Source organism: Thioclava sediminum (assembly GCF_002020355.1).
GTDB lineage: Bacteria > Pseudomonadota > Alphaproteobacteria > Rhodobacterales > Rhodobacteraceae > Thioclava > Thioclava sediminum.
The window spans coordinates 90053-106339 of the sequence record NZ_MPZV01000005.1; the positions used below are offsets into that span (position 1 = coordinate 90053).

Consider the following 16287-nt stretch of genomic DNA (forward strand, 5'->3'; position numbering starts at 1 on the left):
ATAGTCGCGAAATCGACCCCGTATAGTGCGCAACGGGGGGATGATTCAAGATAGATGGGTTGCGGGCGGTGCCGGGCGCCCGCCATTGCCGATCAATGCGGCAGCTTGAGGACCCCGTCGGGCTGGCTGCGCGAGGGGATCGGCTCGGGCGTCTTGAAGCTCCAGCGGCGGCCTTGCGCGTCCTTCAGCGTGACCTCGGCATAGGGCTGGAAGATATTGCCGACACCGACGCCGCCGAGATAGCTCGGCTCGAACCGGGTCACCTGATAGCGCATCGGATGCGGGCACCCGGCCAGATCGCCGGTATACTGGCCCGAGATATTCGCGTGGCAGACCGTGCCGTCGATGAAGGAGACACGCATCACGGTGCCCTGAAAGGTCACCCGGTCGGGCCAGGAGGGTGCGCGGGTGCCCTGCCCCGGCACACAGGCGGCGAGCGCGAGCGGTGCGAGAAGCGACAGGGCGACGAGACGAGCGGCAAAGCGCATGGGGGAACCTCCTCAGAAGGGCCAGATCAGCGGGATCAGCAGGCAGGCGGTCAACCCGGTCACGATATCCATCGGGATGCCGACGCGCAGGAAATCGGTGAACTTATAGCCACCGGGGCCATAGATCATCATGTGAGTCTGATACCCGATCGGCGTCGCGAAGGCCACCGAGGCCGAGAACATCACCGCCACCGCGAAGGGCCGCGGATCGAGCCCGAGGGCCGCGGCCAGCGAGATCGCAATCGGCGTGTAGATCACCGCCACCGCGTTATTCGACAGCAACTCGGTCATGACGAGACCGAGGAAATAGACCACGATCAGCGCGAGTTGCGGCGGCAGCATCTTCAGGAAGGGCGCCACGCCCGAGACGATCAGCTGGACTGCGCCGGAATGCTCCAGCCCCGCGCCGACCACGAGCATCGCGAAGATCAGCGCAAGCAGGCGGCCCTCGATGAAGGTGAAGGCCTCGTCGGTATCGATGCAGCGGGTGACGAGGATGCCCGCCACCGCCACCATCGCCAGCGCGAGGATCGGGGCCACGCCAAGGGCTGCGAAGATCACCACCGCGCCGAGCGCGCCCATGGCAAGCGGCAGATGCGAGCGACGATAGGCGCGCGCCTGCGGTTTGGACACATCCACGAGGTCCATATCGGCAGCCAGACGCGCGATATCCTCGGGCGCGCCTTCGAGCAGGAGCGTGTCGCCCACCACCACGATCAGATCGTCTAGCTGACGCCCGATATTCTGGTTCCGGCGGTGCGCGGCCAGCGTATAGACGCCGTAGCGGCGACGCAGGCGCATGTCACCCAGACGCTGCCCGATCATCCGGCAGCCGGGCGAGATCAGCACCTCCACCGTCTCGGTCTGCACCGAGGACAGCTTGTCGACCATGCGCAGGTCGCGGTTCTTCTGCATCCCGAGAAGCTCTTCCATCTCGGAGCGCAGCACGACGCGGTCGCCCGCCATCAGCTGGACCGATGCCAGATCCCGGCGCAGCGACGCATCGCCGCGCAGAACGTCGATCACCCGCACGCCTTCGCGCTTGAACGTGTCGGTCTCCAGCACCGACTCTCCGATCAGCCCGCTTTCCTCCGGGATCGCGACCTCGGTGAAATATTTCATCTTCGGACGGTCGCCGAGCATGAAGGAGAGCGATTGCCGCTCGGGGATCAGTTTCGGCGCGAAGATCGCGAGGAACGTCCCGCCGACCAGACAGATCGCGAAGCCCAGAGGCGCGATCTCGAAGATCGTGAAGGGCTCCATCCCCCGGCCCCGCACGACGCCATCGACGAGAATGTTGGTCGAGGTGCCGATCAATGTGATCATGCCGCCCATCACCGTGACATAGCTCAGCGGCATCAAGAGCCGCGACGGCGAGAGGTTCAGCTTGCGCGCGACCTGAATGAAGACCGGGATCATCACCGCGACGACCGGCGTGTTGTTCATCACGGCGCTTGCGAACATCGTGACCCCGAACATCAACAGCACGGTCAGCTTCGGGTTTTGGTCGATCCGCGATTCCGCATAGCGCGTCATCGCGTCGAGCGCGCCGGTGCGAACCAGGGCGCCGACGATCAGGAACATGAAGGCGATGGTCCAGGGCGCCGGGTTCGACAGAATCGCGGCGGCGTTCTCATAGGGCACGAATCCGAAGATCAGCATCAGGGCCGCGCCCGCCATGGCGGTGACCTCTGGCGGCCATGTCTCGCGGACGAACATGACGAACATCCACCCCACGACGAGAAGGGCCGCGACGGCGGTCTCGGTGCCGGTGAAGGGCAGTTGGATCATGTCAGGCTCTCGCGTAAGCGCATCGGCCCGATACTATCGACACGTGTTGCACGAGCAAGCGCGCTCTGCCCGCGGCAGAGGAAATTTCCACGTAACGGCATGAGGTTCGGGCAACTCGGGACGCGAACGACGCTCAGATTGGCACCGATTGTGCGAGCCTGCCGCCGGTGCGCACCGCTTCGCAGCGGGTCGCGCGCCCGGTCTTGTCATCGGTCTCGACATAAAAGCCGCACAGCGTCACCGGACCGCGGGCGGGCGAGAAGCGTTCTTTCGACATTCCGGTCACGAAACGGCGCATCGGTTCGGCCTTCGCCATGCCGATGACGGAATCGTAATCGCCGCACATGCCCGCATCGGAGAGGTAAGCCGTGCCCTTCTCGAGAATCTGCGCATCGCCCGTAGGCACGTGGGTATGGGTGCCCACGACGACGCTTGCGCGCCCGTCGCACCAATGGCCCATCGCCATCTTCTCCGACGTAGCCTCGCAATGCACATCCACCAGGGCTGCCTGCACCGCCCCGCCCAGCGGGTAGCGTTTCAGCTCTGCCTCGATGGCCGAGAAGGGATCGTCGAAGGCGCGTTTCATGAACACGTTGCCCAGAACCTGCGCCACCAGCACCTTGCGCCCGCGCCGGTCCTGAAACACCCGCGCGCCCTTGCCGGGCGCTTCCTTGGCGTAGTTCACGGGACGGATGATGCGCGGCTCGCTCTCGATGAAGCGCAGCATGTCCTTCTGATCGAAGGCGTGATCGCCCAGCGTCACCACATCCGCGCCCGCATCCAGCAGAAGCTTCGCATGATCACCGGTCAGCCCCATGCCGCCCGAGGCGTTCTCGCCATTGACCACAACGAAATCGAGGCGCCACTCCTCGCGAAGTTTCGGCAGGGTTTCGGTGATCGCGGCGCGGCCCGCGCGGCCCATCACATCGCCTAGAAAGAGTATCTTCATGGCCCGATTAGATAGAACGCGGCGCTGGGGAGAGCAATGGGCGGCGCGCATCGCTTGCATGATGATGATGACGATTTCTCATGCAGGCGCGTCGGTTGCGGGCTTTGCTCTGCCCGGCTTGGGCCCTAGAACGGGGGCAAGGAAAACGGGAGCGCGATATGGCCGACGACGTGCAGGTGATCTTTACCCCCTCTGGCAAGCGGGGGCGCGTGGCGCGTGGCACGAGGGTGCTCGCGGCGGCGCGCAAGCTGGGGGTCGATCTCGATTCCGTCTGCGGCGGGCGCGGCGTGTGCTCGAAATGCCAATGCACGCCCTCCTTCGGGGATTTCCCGAAACTCGGCCTGCATGTGGAGCCGGACGCGGTCAGCCCGCTCAACGCGGTCGAGGAACGCTATGACCGGATTCGCGGGCTGAAACCGGGGCGGCGTCTGGGCTGTCAGACCGAGATCCTCGACGACGTGGTGATCGACGTGCCGCCCGAAAGTCAGGTCCACAAACAGGTCGTGCGCAAGGCGGCCTCAGAGCGCGTGATGGAAATGGATCCGGCGACGCGGCCCGTCTATGTCGAAGTCGCGGAACCGGATATGCACCGCCCCGAGGGCGACCTACAGCGGCTCTCGCAGGCGCTCGAAAAGCAGTGGCAGATCAAGGGCGTGCGCGCCGATCTTGATGTGCTTCGGATGCTGCAGCCCGCGCTGCGCAAGGCCGAGTGGAAGGTCACCGTCGCGATCCACGATGCGGGAGACGGGCCGCGCGTGACCGGCATCTTCCCCGGCGTGCGCGAGGTGCCGCTCTACGGGCTGGCGATCGACCTCGGCTCGACCACGATCGCGGGGCATCTGGTCGCGCTCGATGACGGGCGGGTGCTGGCGAGCGCGGGTGTGATGAACCCGCAGATCCGCTTCGGCGAAGACCTGATGAGCCGGGTCTCCTACGTGATGATGAATCCCGGCGGCGATCAGGAAATGACCAATGCGGTGCGGGACGCGATGGGCGATCTGGCGCGGCAGCTGGCGGAAGAGGCGAAGGTCGAGACGGGTGAGATCGTCGAGGCGGTCGTGGTCTGTAACCCGGTGATGCATCACCTGCTGCTGGGCATCGACCCGGTCGAGCTGGGTCAGGCGCCCTTCGCGCTGGCTACCTCGGAAAGCCTCGAATTCGCCGCGCGCGAGATCGGCATCGAGGCCAGCCCCGGCGCACGGGCCTATATCCTGCCGCTGATCGCGGGCCATGTCGGCGCGGACGCGGCGGCGGTGGCGCTGTCGGAGGCTCCGCAGAAGCGCGACGACCTGTCTCTGATCGTCGATGTCGGCACCAACGCCGAGATACTTCTTGGGAATAAACAACGGGTTCTGGCCTGTTCCTCACCCACCGGCCCCGCCTTCGAGGGCGCGCAGATCTCCAGCGGCCAGCGCGCCGCGCCGGGCGCCATCGAGCGCATCGAGATCGATCCCGAGACCAAGGAGCCGCGCTTCAAGATCATCGGCAACGAGCACTGGTCGACCGATCCCGAATTCGGCACGCCGCGGATCACCGGCATCTGTGGCTCGGGCATCATCGAGGCCGTGGCCGAGATGCGGATGGCCGGGATCGTGGACACGTCAGGGCTGATCGGCTCGGCTGAGCAGGTCGGCACGCCGCGCTGCGAGCCGAACGGGCGTACCCATGAATACGTGATTTATGACGGCGGCGAGGAAGGCCCGCGCATCACCGTCACCCAAGGCGACATCCGCGCGATCCAGCTGGCGAAATCCGCGCTCTATGCGGGCGCGCGCCTCTTGATGGACGAGATGGGCGTGGACACGGTCGACCGCGTGGTGCTCGCGGGCGCGTTCGGCGCGCATATCTCGCCCAAGCACGCGATGGTGCTGGGGATGATCCCGGATGCGCCGCTCGATCACGTCACCTCGGCGGGCAACGCGGCGGGCACCGGCGCGCATATGGCGCTGTGCTCGGTGAAGGCGCGGCGCGAGATCGAGGCGCAGGTGCATCAGATCACCAAGGTCGAGACCGCGATCGAGCCGCGCTTCCAGGAGCATTTCGTCGCCGCGAACGCGCTCCCGCACGCCACCGCCCCCTTCCCCGAGTTGCGCAAGATCGCGCCGCTCCCGGAGGTCAGCTTCAACACCGGCGGATCGGGCGAGGATGGCGGACGCAGGCGCCGCAGGCGCGGCTGAGGCGGGCCCTCGGGCCTCGCCTCGGGGCGCTGCGAAACGTCCGATTTCAGGCCGGATCAGGCTGCACACGGTTTCGTGATAAGACATAAGTGATCGGCTCGCCCCCGGCGCGCCGTAACCCTTGTGCTTTGGCGGGAACAACCGTCGCTCAACAGGGAAGGAAAACCTATGTCCATGAAATTCCGCGCATTCGCCGCATCGCTCACCGCAGCTGCAACGCTGGGCCTTGCCCTGCCCGCGCTGGCAAACCCGATGGTCGGTGGCGCGAAAATGTATGAGAGCAAGCCGATCGCAGCCAACGCCTCGGCCGCTCCGAACCTCACCACGCTGGTCGCCGCGGTGAAAGCGGCGGGCCTCGTCGACACGCTGGCAGGCCCCGGCCCGTTCACCGTCTTCGCGCCGACCAACGCCGCCTTCGACAAGCTGCCCGCGGGCACCGTCGACACTCTGGTGAAGCCGGAAAACAAGGAAATGCTTACGCATATCCTGACCTGCCACGTCGCCAAGGGCGTGATCACCGCCGAGAACATCATGGCGACCGTTCAAAAGGGCAACGGCATGGCCACGATTGAGACGCTCGGCGGCTGTAACCTGACCGCGATGGTCAAGGACGGCATGGTGATGCTGAAGGACCCGAAAGGCGATGTCGCGACGGTTCAGACCGCCGATGTGAAGCAGAAGAACGGCATGGTCCACGTGATCGACACCGTGCTTCAGCCGAAGATGTAAATCGACCCCGCGCCTCGTCTCCCTAATTTTCGCGCGGCGCCTGGCGTCCGGTGAGGTCCTCCTCACCGGGCGCTTTTTTGTGAGCGCACCCGAGGACGCGCGCGATCCCTCTTGACCGTGGCTTTCGGCTGGAATACCTCTGCGCTCGCACCATGCGGGTATGATGTAATGGTAGCCTGTCAGCTTCCCAAGCTGAACGCGCGGGTTCGATTCCCGCTACCCGCTCCAAGCTTCCGAGATGATAAGCTGTTGTTTTGAATGCGCTATCCCCGCTCTACGGCGGAGAAGAGCTTTCGACTGCTTTGCTGACTGGGAAGCCAATTCTGGACATAAATCGACGGAAATCCCCGAAGAGTCCCGAAGAAACTCCCGAAGCGGATGGACCCCATGCGCCCGACCTACAAACCAAGAGCTGGCCAGCCTACAGTAAGCCGGTGGCGGCGTCGCTGGGTTGAGCCTACCGGCGGTCGCGATGGTCGCGGGGCTCGCTGGCGATCTGGTTCGACCCCGAGATGACCTAGGATGCCGTGCCGACAGGTCGACGTGGCCACCGGCAGACTGTCCGTCATGCCTGCACTGACGCAGTTCTCAATTTTGGAGATATTCTTCTACGGAAAGCACCGAATTTCTTGACGTTGGCCCCTCCGAATCCAGATTTTCAATGAAGAACCAAGAAGGAGCAGTTCGGTCGCATGGTGAAGAGCTTGTTCTCTCTCGGCGCCCTGTTTCTGGGTTCAGCGTTTTTGCTGTTCGCGGGTGGCGTCAATGCCTTGATCCTGCCTGTCCGCGGCGAGGCCGAAGGCTTCACGGCAGCGTCGCTCGGCCTCCTTGGGACAGGGTGGGCAATCGGCTATATCGCGGGATGCTTGCGCACGCCTGCCCTTGTGGCACGTGTCGGCCACATCAGGGCATTTGGGGCCATGTGCGCGATTGCCGCCATTGCCGTTCTTATTTCTCTCATCCTTATCACACCAAGGGTCTGGATCCCGGTGCGGGCGCTGTCCGGTTTCTGTTTTGCAGGAGCGGCAATGATCGTCGAAAGTTGGCTCAACGAGCGGACCGAGGCATCCTCGCGCGGTCGGGTGTTCGGCATCTATACGATGGTAAATCTCGCTGCGACGACGGCAGGCCAGATGGTGCTGACACTCGGGGATGCCAGCGGGTTTTTCTTCTTCGTTCTGGCCGCGATGGTTTACTGTCTGGCGCTTCTGCCGACAGCCATAAGCGCGACAACGACCCCGCGGCCGCTTACAAAGGTCTCGCTCAATCTGCGGGGACTTTGGAAAAATTCACCCATCGCAGTCTTTGCGGTGTTGATGGTTGGTGTCTCAAATGCTTCTTTCGGAACTTTGGCCGCCGTTTATGCGGCCCGGATCGGCCTGACGCTGGGCCATATTGCGTTGTTCGCCAGCATTCCGATTCTGGCAGGCGCTGCGATGCAAATCCCCGTCGGGATCGCCTCGGACCGTCTTGACAGAAGAAAAGTGCTGATCGGTATCACCGGCTTAGCCCTTGTTTCTGATGCGCTCTTTCTGGTCTCGGGCGCGACCACTCCAGCCGGTGTGCTTAGCCTTTCCGCTCTGTTTGGAGCGACGGTTTTTGCGATGTATCCCGTGATCGTGGCCCATGCAAACGACCATGCCGAGCCCGGAACATATATTCAGGTGAGCGGTGGTCTGTTGCTTGTGTTCGGGATCGGGTCGATCATCGGCCCTACGGTTGCCGGTATGTCGATGACCGCATTCGGGGCTCTCAGCCTGTTCGCTGTCACCGGCGCTGCACACATCCTTTTGTTTGCTTTCGCGACCTACAGGCTAAGGAATGCTCCTGCCGTCTCCAGTGAAAACAAGGTGGCGTTCCAATCCAAACCGATGGCCCGCGCTTCGACACCTGAAACGGTCGCCCTCGGTGCGGATCAGGCCGAACTGGATGCGGACCAACCCGAAGACGCTCCCCTCCCCATGGAATTGGCGCAACAGGATCCAAGAGAATGAACTCCGTTATTTTGGCGACTATTGGCCTTGCAGGCCTGGTGGTCGGCGGCGAACTCCTTGTGCGCGGCGCTGCTCCGTTCGCTCTGCATACCTTCATCCTCGAAAATGCTGCACGATGGAGGAATGGCCAGTCTCATGAAGCTGCAGCGCAGCGGTCGGACAAAGGCTGAGGGTCAGCTTTGGGCCGGGAGCAACGTGGATAGAGAATGACGGAGACTGGCTTTCTTGAGTGACTTCAAGCCAGATACCCCTCCTTGTCGGCCTCACAGCAATGGCGGGCGCAATGGTCCGCTGTCACGAGGCTGGAGATCGACTGCACGCCGCATGTATCGGCCCGGTGGCATGCCGACATGGCGGCTGAACGCGGTGCTGAAGGTGCTGGCGGAGCCATAGCCGACCCGCTGCGCCACCTCGTCGAGAGGGACCGTGCCGGCGGAGAGGAGATCCTTGGCGACGGCCATGCGCCAAGTCTGGAGATATTCCATCGGGCGCATTCCGACGATGCGGGCGAAACGTTCGAAAAAGGTGGAGCGGGACATGCCCGCCGCGAGGGCGAGTCCCTCGACGGTCCAGGTTCGCTCCGTATCGCCATGCATATGCCGCAGCGCGACTGCAATCCGGTCATCGGCCAGCCCGCGCAGCAGCCCCGGTTGCGCCGCGTCTCTGGGCACGGAGCGCAGAGCTTCTATCAGCAGGATTTCCACCAGCCGGGCCAGAATGAGGCTCCGCCCGGCATTCTCCTGTGCCGCCTCCTCGCCGACCATGTGCACCAGCTCCGTCAGTCTCGGAACGCCGCGGATGTGGATCATCCGGGGTAGCAGCGACACCAGCAGCGCGGCGTCGGGGGAGGCGAAGGCAAAATAACCGCCGAACTGCCGGACATCCGCGGGCCCGTCGCGTCGGCCATAACGGACGTCTCCTCGCGGGTCTGCTTGCCCGCTTGCGGCTTGCAAGGCATCGATCAGGACCGGCGGTGCCGGTTCGAGACCGGACATGGTGAAGGCCGGGGTGGCCGGCAGCAGCACGAAATCTCCAGCCTCCAGCACCACCGGCGTCTCGCCATCGACAGCGAGGCGACAGCTTCCTTCGGTCACGGCGCAAAACCCCGGCTGACCGAAAGCCGAATAGCGCACCGCCCAACGCCCGGCGCCACTTATGCCTTTAGAGAAGATGGCACGGGGGCGCAAAAGCGCGATCACCTGAGCAAGCGGATCGGAGGTTGCGGTGGGCATTGCGGCACTCATTTGGACTATCGCAAACCTTTTTTGGACTATCTATTGCAGATAATTCGATTTGCGCCCGCTATTTCTCGGTCGTCAACAGATTTCACAGGAAACCGACATGAAGACCATTCTCATCACCGGTAGCTCGTCCGGCTACGGGCTTGAAACCGCGCGTCACTTCCACACCAAAGGCTGGAACGTGATCGCCACCATGCGCAACCCGCAAGCCAGCCCCTTGCCCGCGTCCGAGCGCATCCGGGTCTTGCCGCTCGACATCATCGACCCGGACGGCATCAAAGCCGTGATCGAGGCCGCCGGCCCGATCGACGTTCTGGTCAACAATGCCGGGATCGGCCTCGTGGGCGCCGTCGAGGCGACGCCGATGCCGCTGATCCGCAAGATTTTCGAGACCAACACCTTCGGCACGATCGCGATGACCCAGGCGGTGATCCCGCAGATGCGCGCACGCCGCTCAGGTGTGATAGTCAACGTCACCTCAAGCACCACGCTCGCTCCGATGCCGCTCGCTGCGCTCTACACCGCGAGCAAACAAGCCATCCAGGGGTTCACCGGCTCGCTGGCACATGAGCTCGGACATTTCGGCGTGAAGGCGCGACTGGTCGAGCCGGGCTATGGCCCGACAACCCGGTTTGCCGAGAACAGCCAGTTTCGTATCGAGGATCTGATCCCGGAGAGCTACGCCAGCTATGCCGGGCCGGTTTTCGAAGCTTTTGCGGCGCCCGAAATGGTGACGCGGGAAAGCGACGTGGCCGAGGCGGTCTGGTGTGCTGCGACTGATGCTGGCGACCGCTTGCATTATCCTGCCGGCCCCGATGCCGTAGCCTTGTCTGACGCGGGCTGATGGGCAAGCCAGGGTCACGCCCTCACCGGTGTGGCCCGCACCCCTTGCAGACAGGCCGACCCGGCGGGAGGCAAGACAGAATATTCGACGGTTTCGTGCGTGTCTCCGCCCCCTAAATGAAATTGGCATGCGGCATAGACGATGGAGGTCGGCTTCGAGCGATCCGCGAGTGCGCGATAAACTGCTCCGCCCAAGGGGGCAATTGTGTTACGCTGCCGCAAGTCACTTCGAGCTCAAGTTTACCGATTTGGCGCGCAGCACATATGTCCGATCTTTGACCCGCACCGAAGATGCCACGAAGTTTTGCGTGGTTTGACATCCCTGGGGGTTTGATGGCGGCGTATTTCTCTATCGATCTCCTCAGCGACAAGACGTGCGACAATGGCAGCATTCATAATCGGCCAGATGCAAATTCACAGTCGAGACTGGATGAACGAATACTTCTCGAAGATCCCCGACGTCGTAGCGCAGCATAGTGGACAGTTTCTGGTGAGAGGCGGCGACCCCGAGAGCATGGAAGGTGAGAACGCGATTCCTGATGCTGCGTTCATCATCGAGTTTCCAGACCGCAGTTGTGCGAAAGGTTTTTGGAACTCGCAGGAATTCCAAGAGCTTGCCATCTTGCGTCGCTCGGGTTCAACGCTCAACGCGATCTTGGTCGATAAATTGGCATAGGATGTCTTGGCAATGACTGCTGTCCTGTCTCCCTATTTCGGCGATGAAAAGATACAGGCGCTTCAAAAAGCCCGAGATGAGCAGGTGGCCGAGCTCATCGACGTGCCTGGCGCGGTGGTCCACGCCCGCACCTTTTCGAGCGATGATCCGGCGCAGTTGGGTTGGGACCGGTTACGCAATAGCATGGTTGACGAAGGCATGATCACGCTTCGCGGTGTCGATGCGCAGACGGTTGAGACTGCGCGCGAAGAGCTGAGCAGCTTCGATCCGAAGCTACATCTCTGGGATCTGTTCATGGCGGATGCAAATACCATCCGCGGTGTCTGCGCAAAAATAACAGATAGCGGACTTCCAGAGGACCTGTCGCGTGTGCCCGACGAGGCGTTGACACCGCAGAGGGCTCGCGATGTCCAGTCATTCCTGGCAGATCAGGGCATTTCTCCCTTCTCGACGGACGCTCTGCTTGGCAAGCTTTTTCCCGCGCAGCTCATCGCGTTGCAGAGTAGCGACGGCCGTATCGTTGCGGCCGGGTTCGCGGCCATGACCCACAATCGACACAGCCCCTTTTTCAGGTCAGCATGGGTTGGCCTGATCGCAGTCGATCCCGCGCTGCGGGGGCTGGGCATCGGCAAGCATATGGACGCGCTCTGCAACCTTGCTGCTGTCACTGAACTCGGAGCGGAAGCGACGATGGAGTTTGTCGCACGAGACAACGCTCCGTCGCGCGCGATGCTGGAAAGCTGTGGGTTGAGGCAGGTTGAAGGAAAGTCAGTCGTGATGTTTTCAACATCTGCCGACCGCATCACGCGATAGCCGTCTTGCCTGGTCCCGCTCCGCTTCGCGCCAGTGAGGTTTCAGCAGCCGCATTTCCAGAAACAACCAGGTGCTTTCAAAGCAAGCGCGATTACGGCCGCTACGTTCCATAATGCGACATACCTGTCCGAATGACCGGTTCTGGGAAGCTGCGTTGCAGCGTTCGACCAATGACGAAAGGCAGCTTTGGGCCGGACGCTACCCGCTCGGTGGTCAGGGCGGATTGCGGACATGCGGCGCGGCAGCATTGCAACCGCGGCAATCTGGGTTAGCCGACGCTCGTGCCTGATGCTGATTTTTCGCCGCATGCCGGAAAGGGCGGCTTCCTTCTTCGCCCGGCGGAAGCATCCAGCATGGGCGTAACTCGCGGCAGATGTTTCCTGCCGCTCAGGGAAGCACATCTCTTTTGCCATTTAACATGCTGCGACATAGACTATTTTCTCGCGGAGTCGGCTGAACACTTTTGCTAGAGATAGCACACGAAGCGGGGACGTCTCCTTCGACGTGGAAATCAAAATATTGAAGGACTGAGGTCGATCATGGCTGAGCCGAAGAAATTACCCCGACTGCTCTATAAGTATCGGGGTTTCAGCCATCGTTTGCTCGACATGCTGGTCGCGGACGAGCTGTACTATTCAGACCCTGGTGACTTCAACGACCCACTCGATTGCCGTCCATCTCTCGATGCAGACCTCACCAACGATCAGCTCGAGCAGGTTCTAAGCCGTCTGCGCGAGCAACGTATCCTCGCCGAGATGCAGGCTGCTGCAAAATCCCTCAAATACCGAGGCCCCAAAACCATCGATCATATCGCGCGGCATAGTCGGAAGGATGCCGCTCGGCTGCTTGACGAAATCCGCTATTACGCAACCGATTCCAGCTATGAAATAGCCGATCCCCTGCAATCGCTGCTGCGCCAATATCTCGAAGACGAACTGCTTCGCCGCTACGACCGTGGCATCGTTTCGTTTGGGGTCCGCGCCACGTGCCCGTTGATGTGGAGCCACTATGGCGATCAGCATAACGGGATTTGTGCTGGCTACTCTGTTCCAGCCGAGGCGAAAGCCGACCTCAATAAGATTCGCTATGGAGGCAGCCGCAAGGTGCTGGCCAGCGATGTAGCCATGATGGAGAACGACAGCGCCGCACGACAGCGCGTCGACGAAGCCGTCCTGCTGCGCAAGGCTGCGAGTTGGCGTTATGAGCGGGAATGGCGCCTAATCGGTAAACGCGGCGCACAGGATTCACCGCTTGAACTCGAAGAAGTCGTCTTCGGCATTCGCTGCAAATCCTCCGTCAAATTTACAGTCGTTCAGTCCTTGGCAAAGCGGGACCGTCCCGTTCGCTTTTTCGAGATGCGTGAAGTCCCAGGCACATTTCACCTCCGGAAGTTCGCGCTCGATACGGATGAACTTGGAGCCTCCCTGCCTCGGCGATCGCGAGCAATTATTGAGGCTTTTGAAAATCTTGATGACGAATAACAACAAGCTTGATGGAAGCATTATTATAAAGCAACTTGCAGATGTTAAACATCTCTTGAAACAAATGAATTCGGACAGTGCATAGACAATCTATTTCTGCCGACACACGCGGGGGGGCAATGATCGGCAGAGGTTCGCAGTGGCGGCGTTGGGAGCCACACATCCATGCACCGGGGACAATCCTGAACAATCAGTTCGGCGGTGGCGATCCTTGGGAGGCCTACCTATCATCTCTGGAAAGCTGCACGCCCGCAATCGGTGCCATAGCTGTCACCGACTACTATGTCACAGACACCTATGAGGAGGTGTTGCGACGCAAGAAGGCAGGGCGCTTGCCCAACGTCCAGCTAATCTTTCCAAATGTCGAACTGCGGCTCGACATTGCCGCCAAGACCGGATTCGTAAATATCCACCTGCTGGTCAGTCCGGAAGATCCCAATCATTTGGCCGAATTGCATCGCATCCTCCAAAGATTGCAGTTCCAGGCGCATGGCGACACCTATAACTGTACTCGCAACGACCTGATTGCTCTTGGCAAACGCGCCGACACCGCCATCGTTGACGATGGCGCGGCACTGCGCCACGGAGCCACGCAGTTTAAGGTCAATTTTGCGCAATTGCGCCAAGTGCTACGAGACAGCGACTGGGCCAAGGGCAACATTCTGGTCGCTGTGGCCGGCGCTGCGGGAGACGGAACTTCTGGGATACGGCAGGCGGCCGATGCGACGATGCGCCAAGAGATCGAGCGGTTCGCCCATATCATCTTCTCAAGCAGCCCAGCACAACGCGAATTTTGGTTCGGCAAAAGGGGCGTCAGTGTTGAGAATCTACGCGAGGACTATGACGGTTGTAAGCCATGCCTGCATGGCAGTGACGCACATGACCAGAAAACCGTCGGGCAGCCGGCGGAAGAGCGCTTCTCTTGGATCAAGGGCGGCCTTGAGTTCGATGCACTGCGCCAAGCCTGCATCGATCCGGAAGGCCGCGCTTACGTTGGAACGGAGCCGCCGCGAACCGCTATGCCTTCGCAGGTCATTTCGCACATCTCCATCGCCGATGCAGACTGGGCCGCGACTCCCGAAATCCCTCTCAACCCCGGCTTGGTAGCGATCATCGGGGCTCGTGGTTCCGGAAAAACGGCACTCGCCGATATGATAGCTGCTGGATGCGATGCCATCACGCCATCTGGATGGAGCGCCAGTGAGAATGCTAGTCCCTCCTTCCTTGTCCGCGCCCGCAAGCTGGTCGGCAACGCGACGGCCACGTTGACCTGGGGCGGAGGCGCCACCATCACGCGCGCGCTCGATGGTCGGGACGCCAACAATCATCTGTCCTTTCCGCGCGCCCGATATCTGTCGCAGCAATTCGTGGAAGAGCTCTGCTCTTCCGGCGGCTTCTCGGACGGTCTCATCGCCGAGATCGAACGGGTGATTTTCGAATCCCACTCCGACGATCAACGGGACGGTGCGATCGACTTCGCCGAGTTGCGCAGCCACAGCACAAGTCGCTTCCAGCAAGCCCGTGAGCGAGAAGCCGAAGCTATCGCCGACATTTCCGATCGCATCGCCACGGAACTGGAAAAGGAAAGTTCTGTCGCGACTCTGACTGCGCAGGTGACACAGAAAACCGGCCTGATCAAAAGCTACAATGAAGATCTCGCCAAACTCGTCGTCAAGGGCACCGAAGCTCAGGCACAACGGCACACGCAACTCAGTCAGGCGGTGCAGGCGGTACGCGGCAAGATCCAGGGATTCGGCAATCAGCGGCGGACCTTCCTCGCCCTGCAGGATGAGGTGAAAAGCACCCGAGCTACCAAGGCGCCCGAATTGTTGCGGCAGGCCAGGGAACGCCATCAGCAGGGCCATATGAACGATCAACAGTGGGACGAATTCCTGCTGGTGTATAAAGGCGATGTCGACAAGAGTCTGGCGGGCTACGTCACATGGGCCGATCAGCAGATTGCTGCTCTTAATGGCCCTCCCCTGCCACCGGGCATCCCCACGCCACCCATAGCCGACAGCGCCGATCTTTCCACGCTCACCCTCAACGTCCTTCAAGCCGAGATGACCCGGCTCGAAGCCCTGGTCAGCGCGGACAAGCTGGTCCGGGATCAGTATTCGGCGCTTTCACTCCGCATTGGGCAGGAAAACAGCGCTCTCCAGAACCTGCAAGTCCGTCTCACCGATGCGCAGGGCGCCGCGACCCGCAAGAAAGACCTGCAAGCCGAACGTGATGCGGCTTATGGCCGTGTGTTTGAAGCCATCATCAATGAACAAACAGCGCTAGCCGGTCTCTACGCGCCACTCATGAACCGTCTGGCAGCCTCATCGGGAACCTTGCAAAAACTCGGCTTTTCCGTGCGCCGTATCGTTGATGTCGAAGCCTGGGGAGCGATTGCGGAAGAGCAGCTTCTCGACCGCAGAAAGGCCGGTCCCTTCAATGGCCGTGGATCGCTGATTCAGTTGGCCAACACTGCGCTCAAGCCCGCTTGGGAGCGTGGGACGGCCGCGGACGTGCAAGCCGCGATGGCCGCGTTCATCTCAACGTACCTGCAAGACTTGATCCGACACGCGCCCATTGCTCAAACGCAGCAGGCTGAGTTTCGTGCCTGGCTCAAGGAGTTTGCCCACTGGTTGTTTGCGACTGACCATATCTCGGTACGCTATGAGATTGTCTATGACGGCATCGACATCCGTAAACTCTCGCCTGGGACGAGGGGGATTGTGCTTTTACTTCTGTACCTCGCTCTGGACGACGCAGACGACCGGCCACTTATCATCGACCAGCCAGAGGAAAACCTCGATCCTAAGTCTGTCTTCGATGAACTCGTCTCACTGTTCATCGCCGCCAAATCCAAACGGCAGGTCATCATGGTCACCCACAACGCGAATCTTGTTATCAACACCGACGCGGATCAGATCATTGTCGCAGAGGTTGGCCCGCATCAGATCGGGGGGCTGCCGCCTATCACCTATAAGGCGGGCGGCTTGGAAAATGCAGGGATCCGCAAAGCGGTATGCGATATTCTCGAGGGCGGTGAAGAAGCCTTTCGTGAACGGGCGCGGCGCCTGCGGGTCAGGTTGGAACGTTGAAGCCTAGGAAACG

The 16287-nt window shown here is 61.6% G+C and carries 13 protein-coding genes and 1 tRNA gene; 10 read left to right on the forward strand and 4 right to left on the reverse strand.

The window, feature by feature from the left end:
* Positions 1–92: 92 nt before the first annotated feature.
* The 3 genes from BMI91_RS18085 to BMI91_RS18095 form a co-directional block, all read right to left on the reverse strand.
* Positions 93–488 (reverse strand): hypothetical protein, encoded by a 396-nt coding sequence (locus BMI91_RS18085; protein WP_078606135.1) that lies wholly within the window; start codon positions 486–488, stop codon positions 93–95.
* A gap of 12 nt (positions 489–500) precedes the next feature.
* Positions 501–2279, reverse strand: coding sequence for an SLC13 family permease (locus BMI91_RS18090; protein WP_078606136.1), 1779 nt, complete (start codon positions 2277–2279; stop codon positions 501–503).
* 133 nt (positions 2280–2412) lie between these two features.
* On the reverse strand, positions 2413–3228 hold the full coding sequence (locus BMI91_RS18095; RefSeq protein ID WP_078542693.1) for a TIGR00282 family metallophosphoesterase: 816 nt from the start codon (positions 3226–3228) through the stop codon (positions 2413–2415).
* 158 nt (positions 3229–3386) lie between these two features.
* Between BMI91_RS18095 and BMI91_RS18100 the strand changes: the two genes are divergently transcribed.
* From BMI91_RS18100 to BMI91_RS20090, 5 genes are all read left to right on the forward strand, one after another.
* A complete protein-coding gene (locus BMI91_RS18100) occupies positions 3387–5405 on the forward strand; it encodes an ASKHA domain-containing protein (protein WP_078606137.1) in 2019 nt (672 codons plus the stop codon).
* Positions 5406–5579: 174 nt separating this feature from the next.
* A complete protein-coding gene (locus BMI91_RS18105; RefSeq protein WP_078606300.1) occupies positions 5580–6134 on the forward strand; it encodes a fasciclin domain-containing protein in 555 nt (184 codons plus the stop codon).
* 154 nt (positions 6135–6288) lie between these two features.
* Positions 6289–6362 (forward strand) — tRNA-Gly (locus BMI91_RS18110).
* 464 nt (positions 6363–6826) lie between these two features.
* Positions 6827–8128, forward strand: a complete 1302-nt coding sequence (locus BMI91_RS18115) for an MFS transporter (RefSeq protein WP_078606138.1) — start codon at positions 6827–6829, stop codon at positions 8126–8128.
* Positions 8125–8298, forward strand: coding sequence for a hypothetical protein (locus tag BMI91_RS20090; RefSeq protein ID WP_158522195.1), 174 nt, complete (start codon positions 8125–8127; stop codon positions 8296–8298). The genes BMI91_RS18115 and BMI91_RS20090 overlap by 4 nt, the downstream gene beginning before the upstream one ends.
* Positions 8299–8391: 93 nt before the next feature.
* Here the strand turns inward: BMI91_RS20090 and BMI91_RS18120 are convergent, their stop codons facing one another.
* Positions 8392–9360: an AraC family transcriptional regulator gene (locus BMI91_RS18120; RefSeq protein ID WP_078606139.1), complete on the reverse strand. Its 969-nt coding sequence runs from the start codon at positions 9358–9360 to the stop codon at positions 8392–8394.
* 109 nt (positions 9361–9469) lie between these two features.
* On the opposite strand from BMI91_RS18120, the gene BMI91_RS18125 reads away from it, so the two are divergent.
* The 5 genes from BMI91_RS18125 to BMI91_RS18145 all read left to right on the forward strand — a co-directional run bounded on the left by BMI91_RS18125 (position 9470) and on the right by BMI91_RS18145 (position 16274).
* On the forward strand, positions 9470–10213 hold the full coding sequence (locus BMI91_RS18125; protein WP_078606140.1) for an SDR family oxidoreductase: 744 nt from the start codon (positions 9470–9472) through the stop codon (positions 10211–10213).
* A 381-nt stretch (positions 10214–10594) separates the two neighbouring features.
* Complete coding sequence (locus tag BMI91_RS18130) at positions 10595–10888, forward strand: DUF1330 domain-containing protein (RefSeq protein WP_078606141.1); 294 nt, start codon at positions 10595–10597, stop codon at positions 10886–10888.
* A gap of 12 nt (positions 10889–10900) precedes the next feature.
* Complete coding sequence (locus tag BMI91_RS18135) at positions 10901–11701, forward strand: GNAT family N-acetyltransferase (RefSeq protein WP_078606142.1); 801 nt, start codon at positions 10901–10903, stop codon at positions 11699–11701.
* A 539-nt stretch (positions 11702–12240) separates the two neighbouring features.
* Positions 12241–13182 carry a DUF2971 domain-containing protein gene (locus BMI91_RS18140; protein ID WP_078606143.1) on the forward strand — a complete coding sequence of 314 codons (942 nt, stop codon included), beginning with the start codon at positions 12241–12243 and terminating at the stop codon, positions 13180–13182.
* Positions 13183–13301: 119 nt separating this feature from the next.
* Positions 13302–16274 (forward strand): TrlF family AAA-like ATPase, encoded by a 2973-nt coding sequence (locus BMI91_RS18145; RefSeq protein ID WP_078606144.1) that lies wholly within the window; start codon positions 13302–13304, stop codon positions 16272–16274.
* Positions 16275–16287 lie beyond the last annotated feature (13 nt).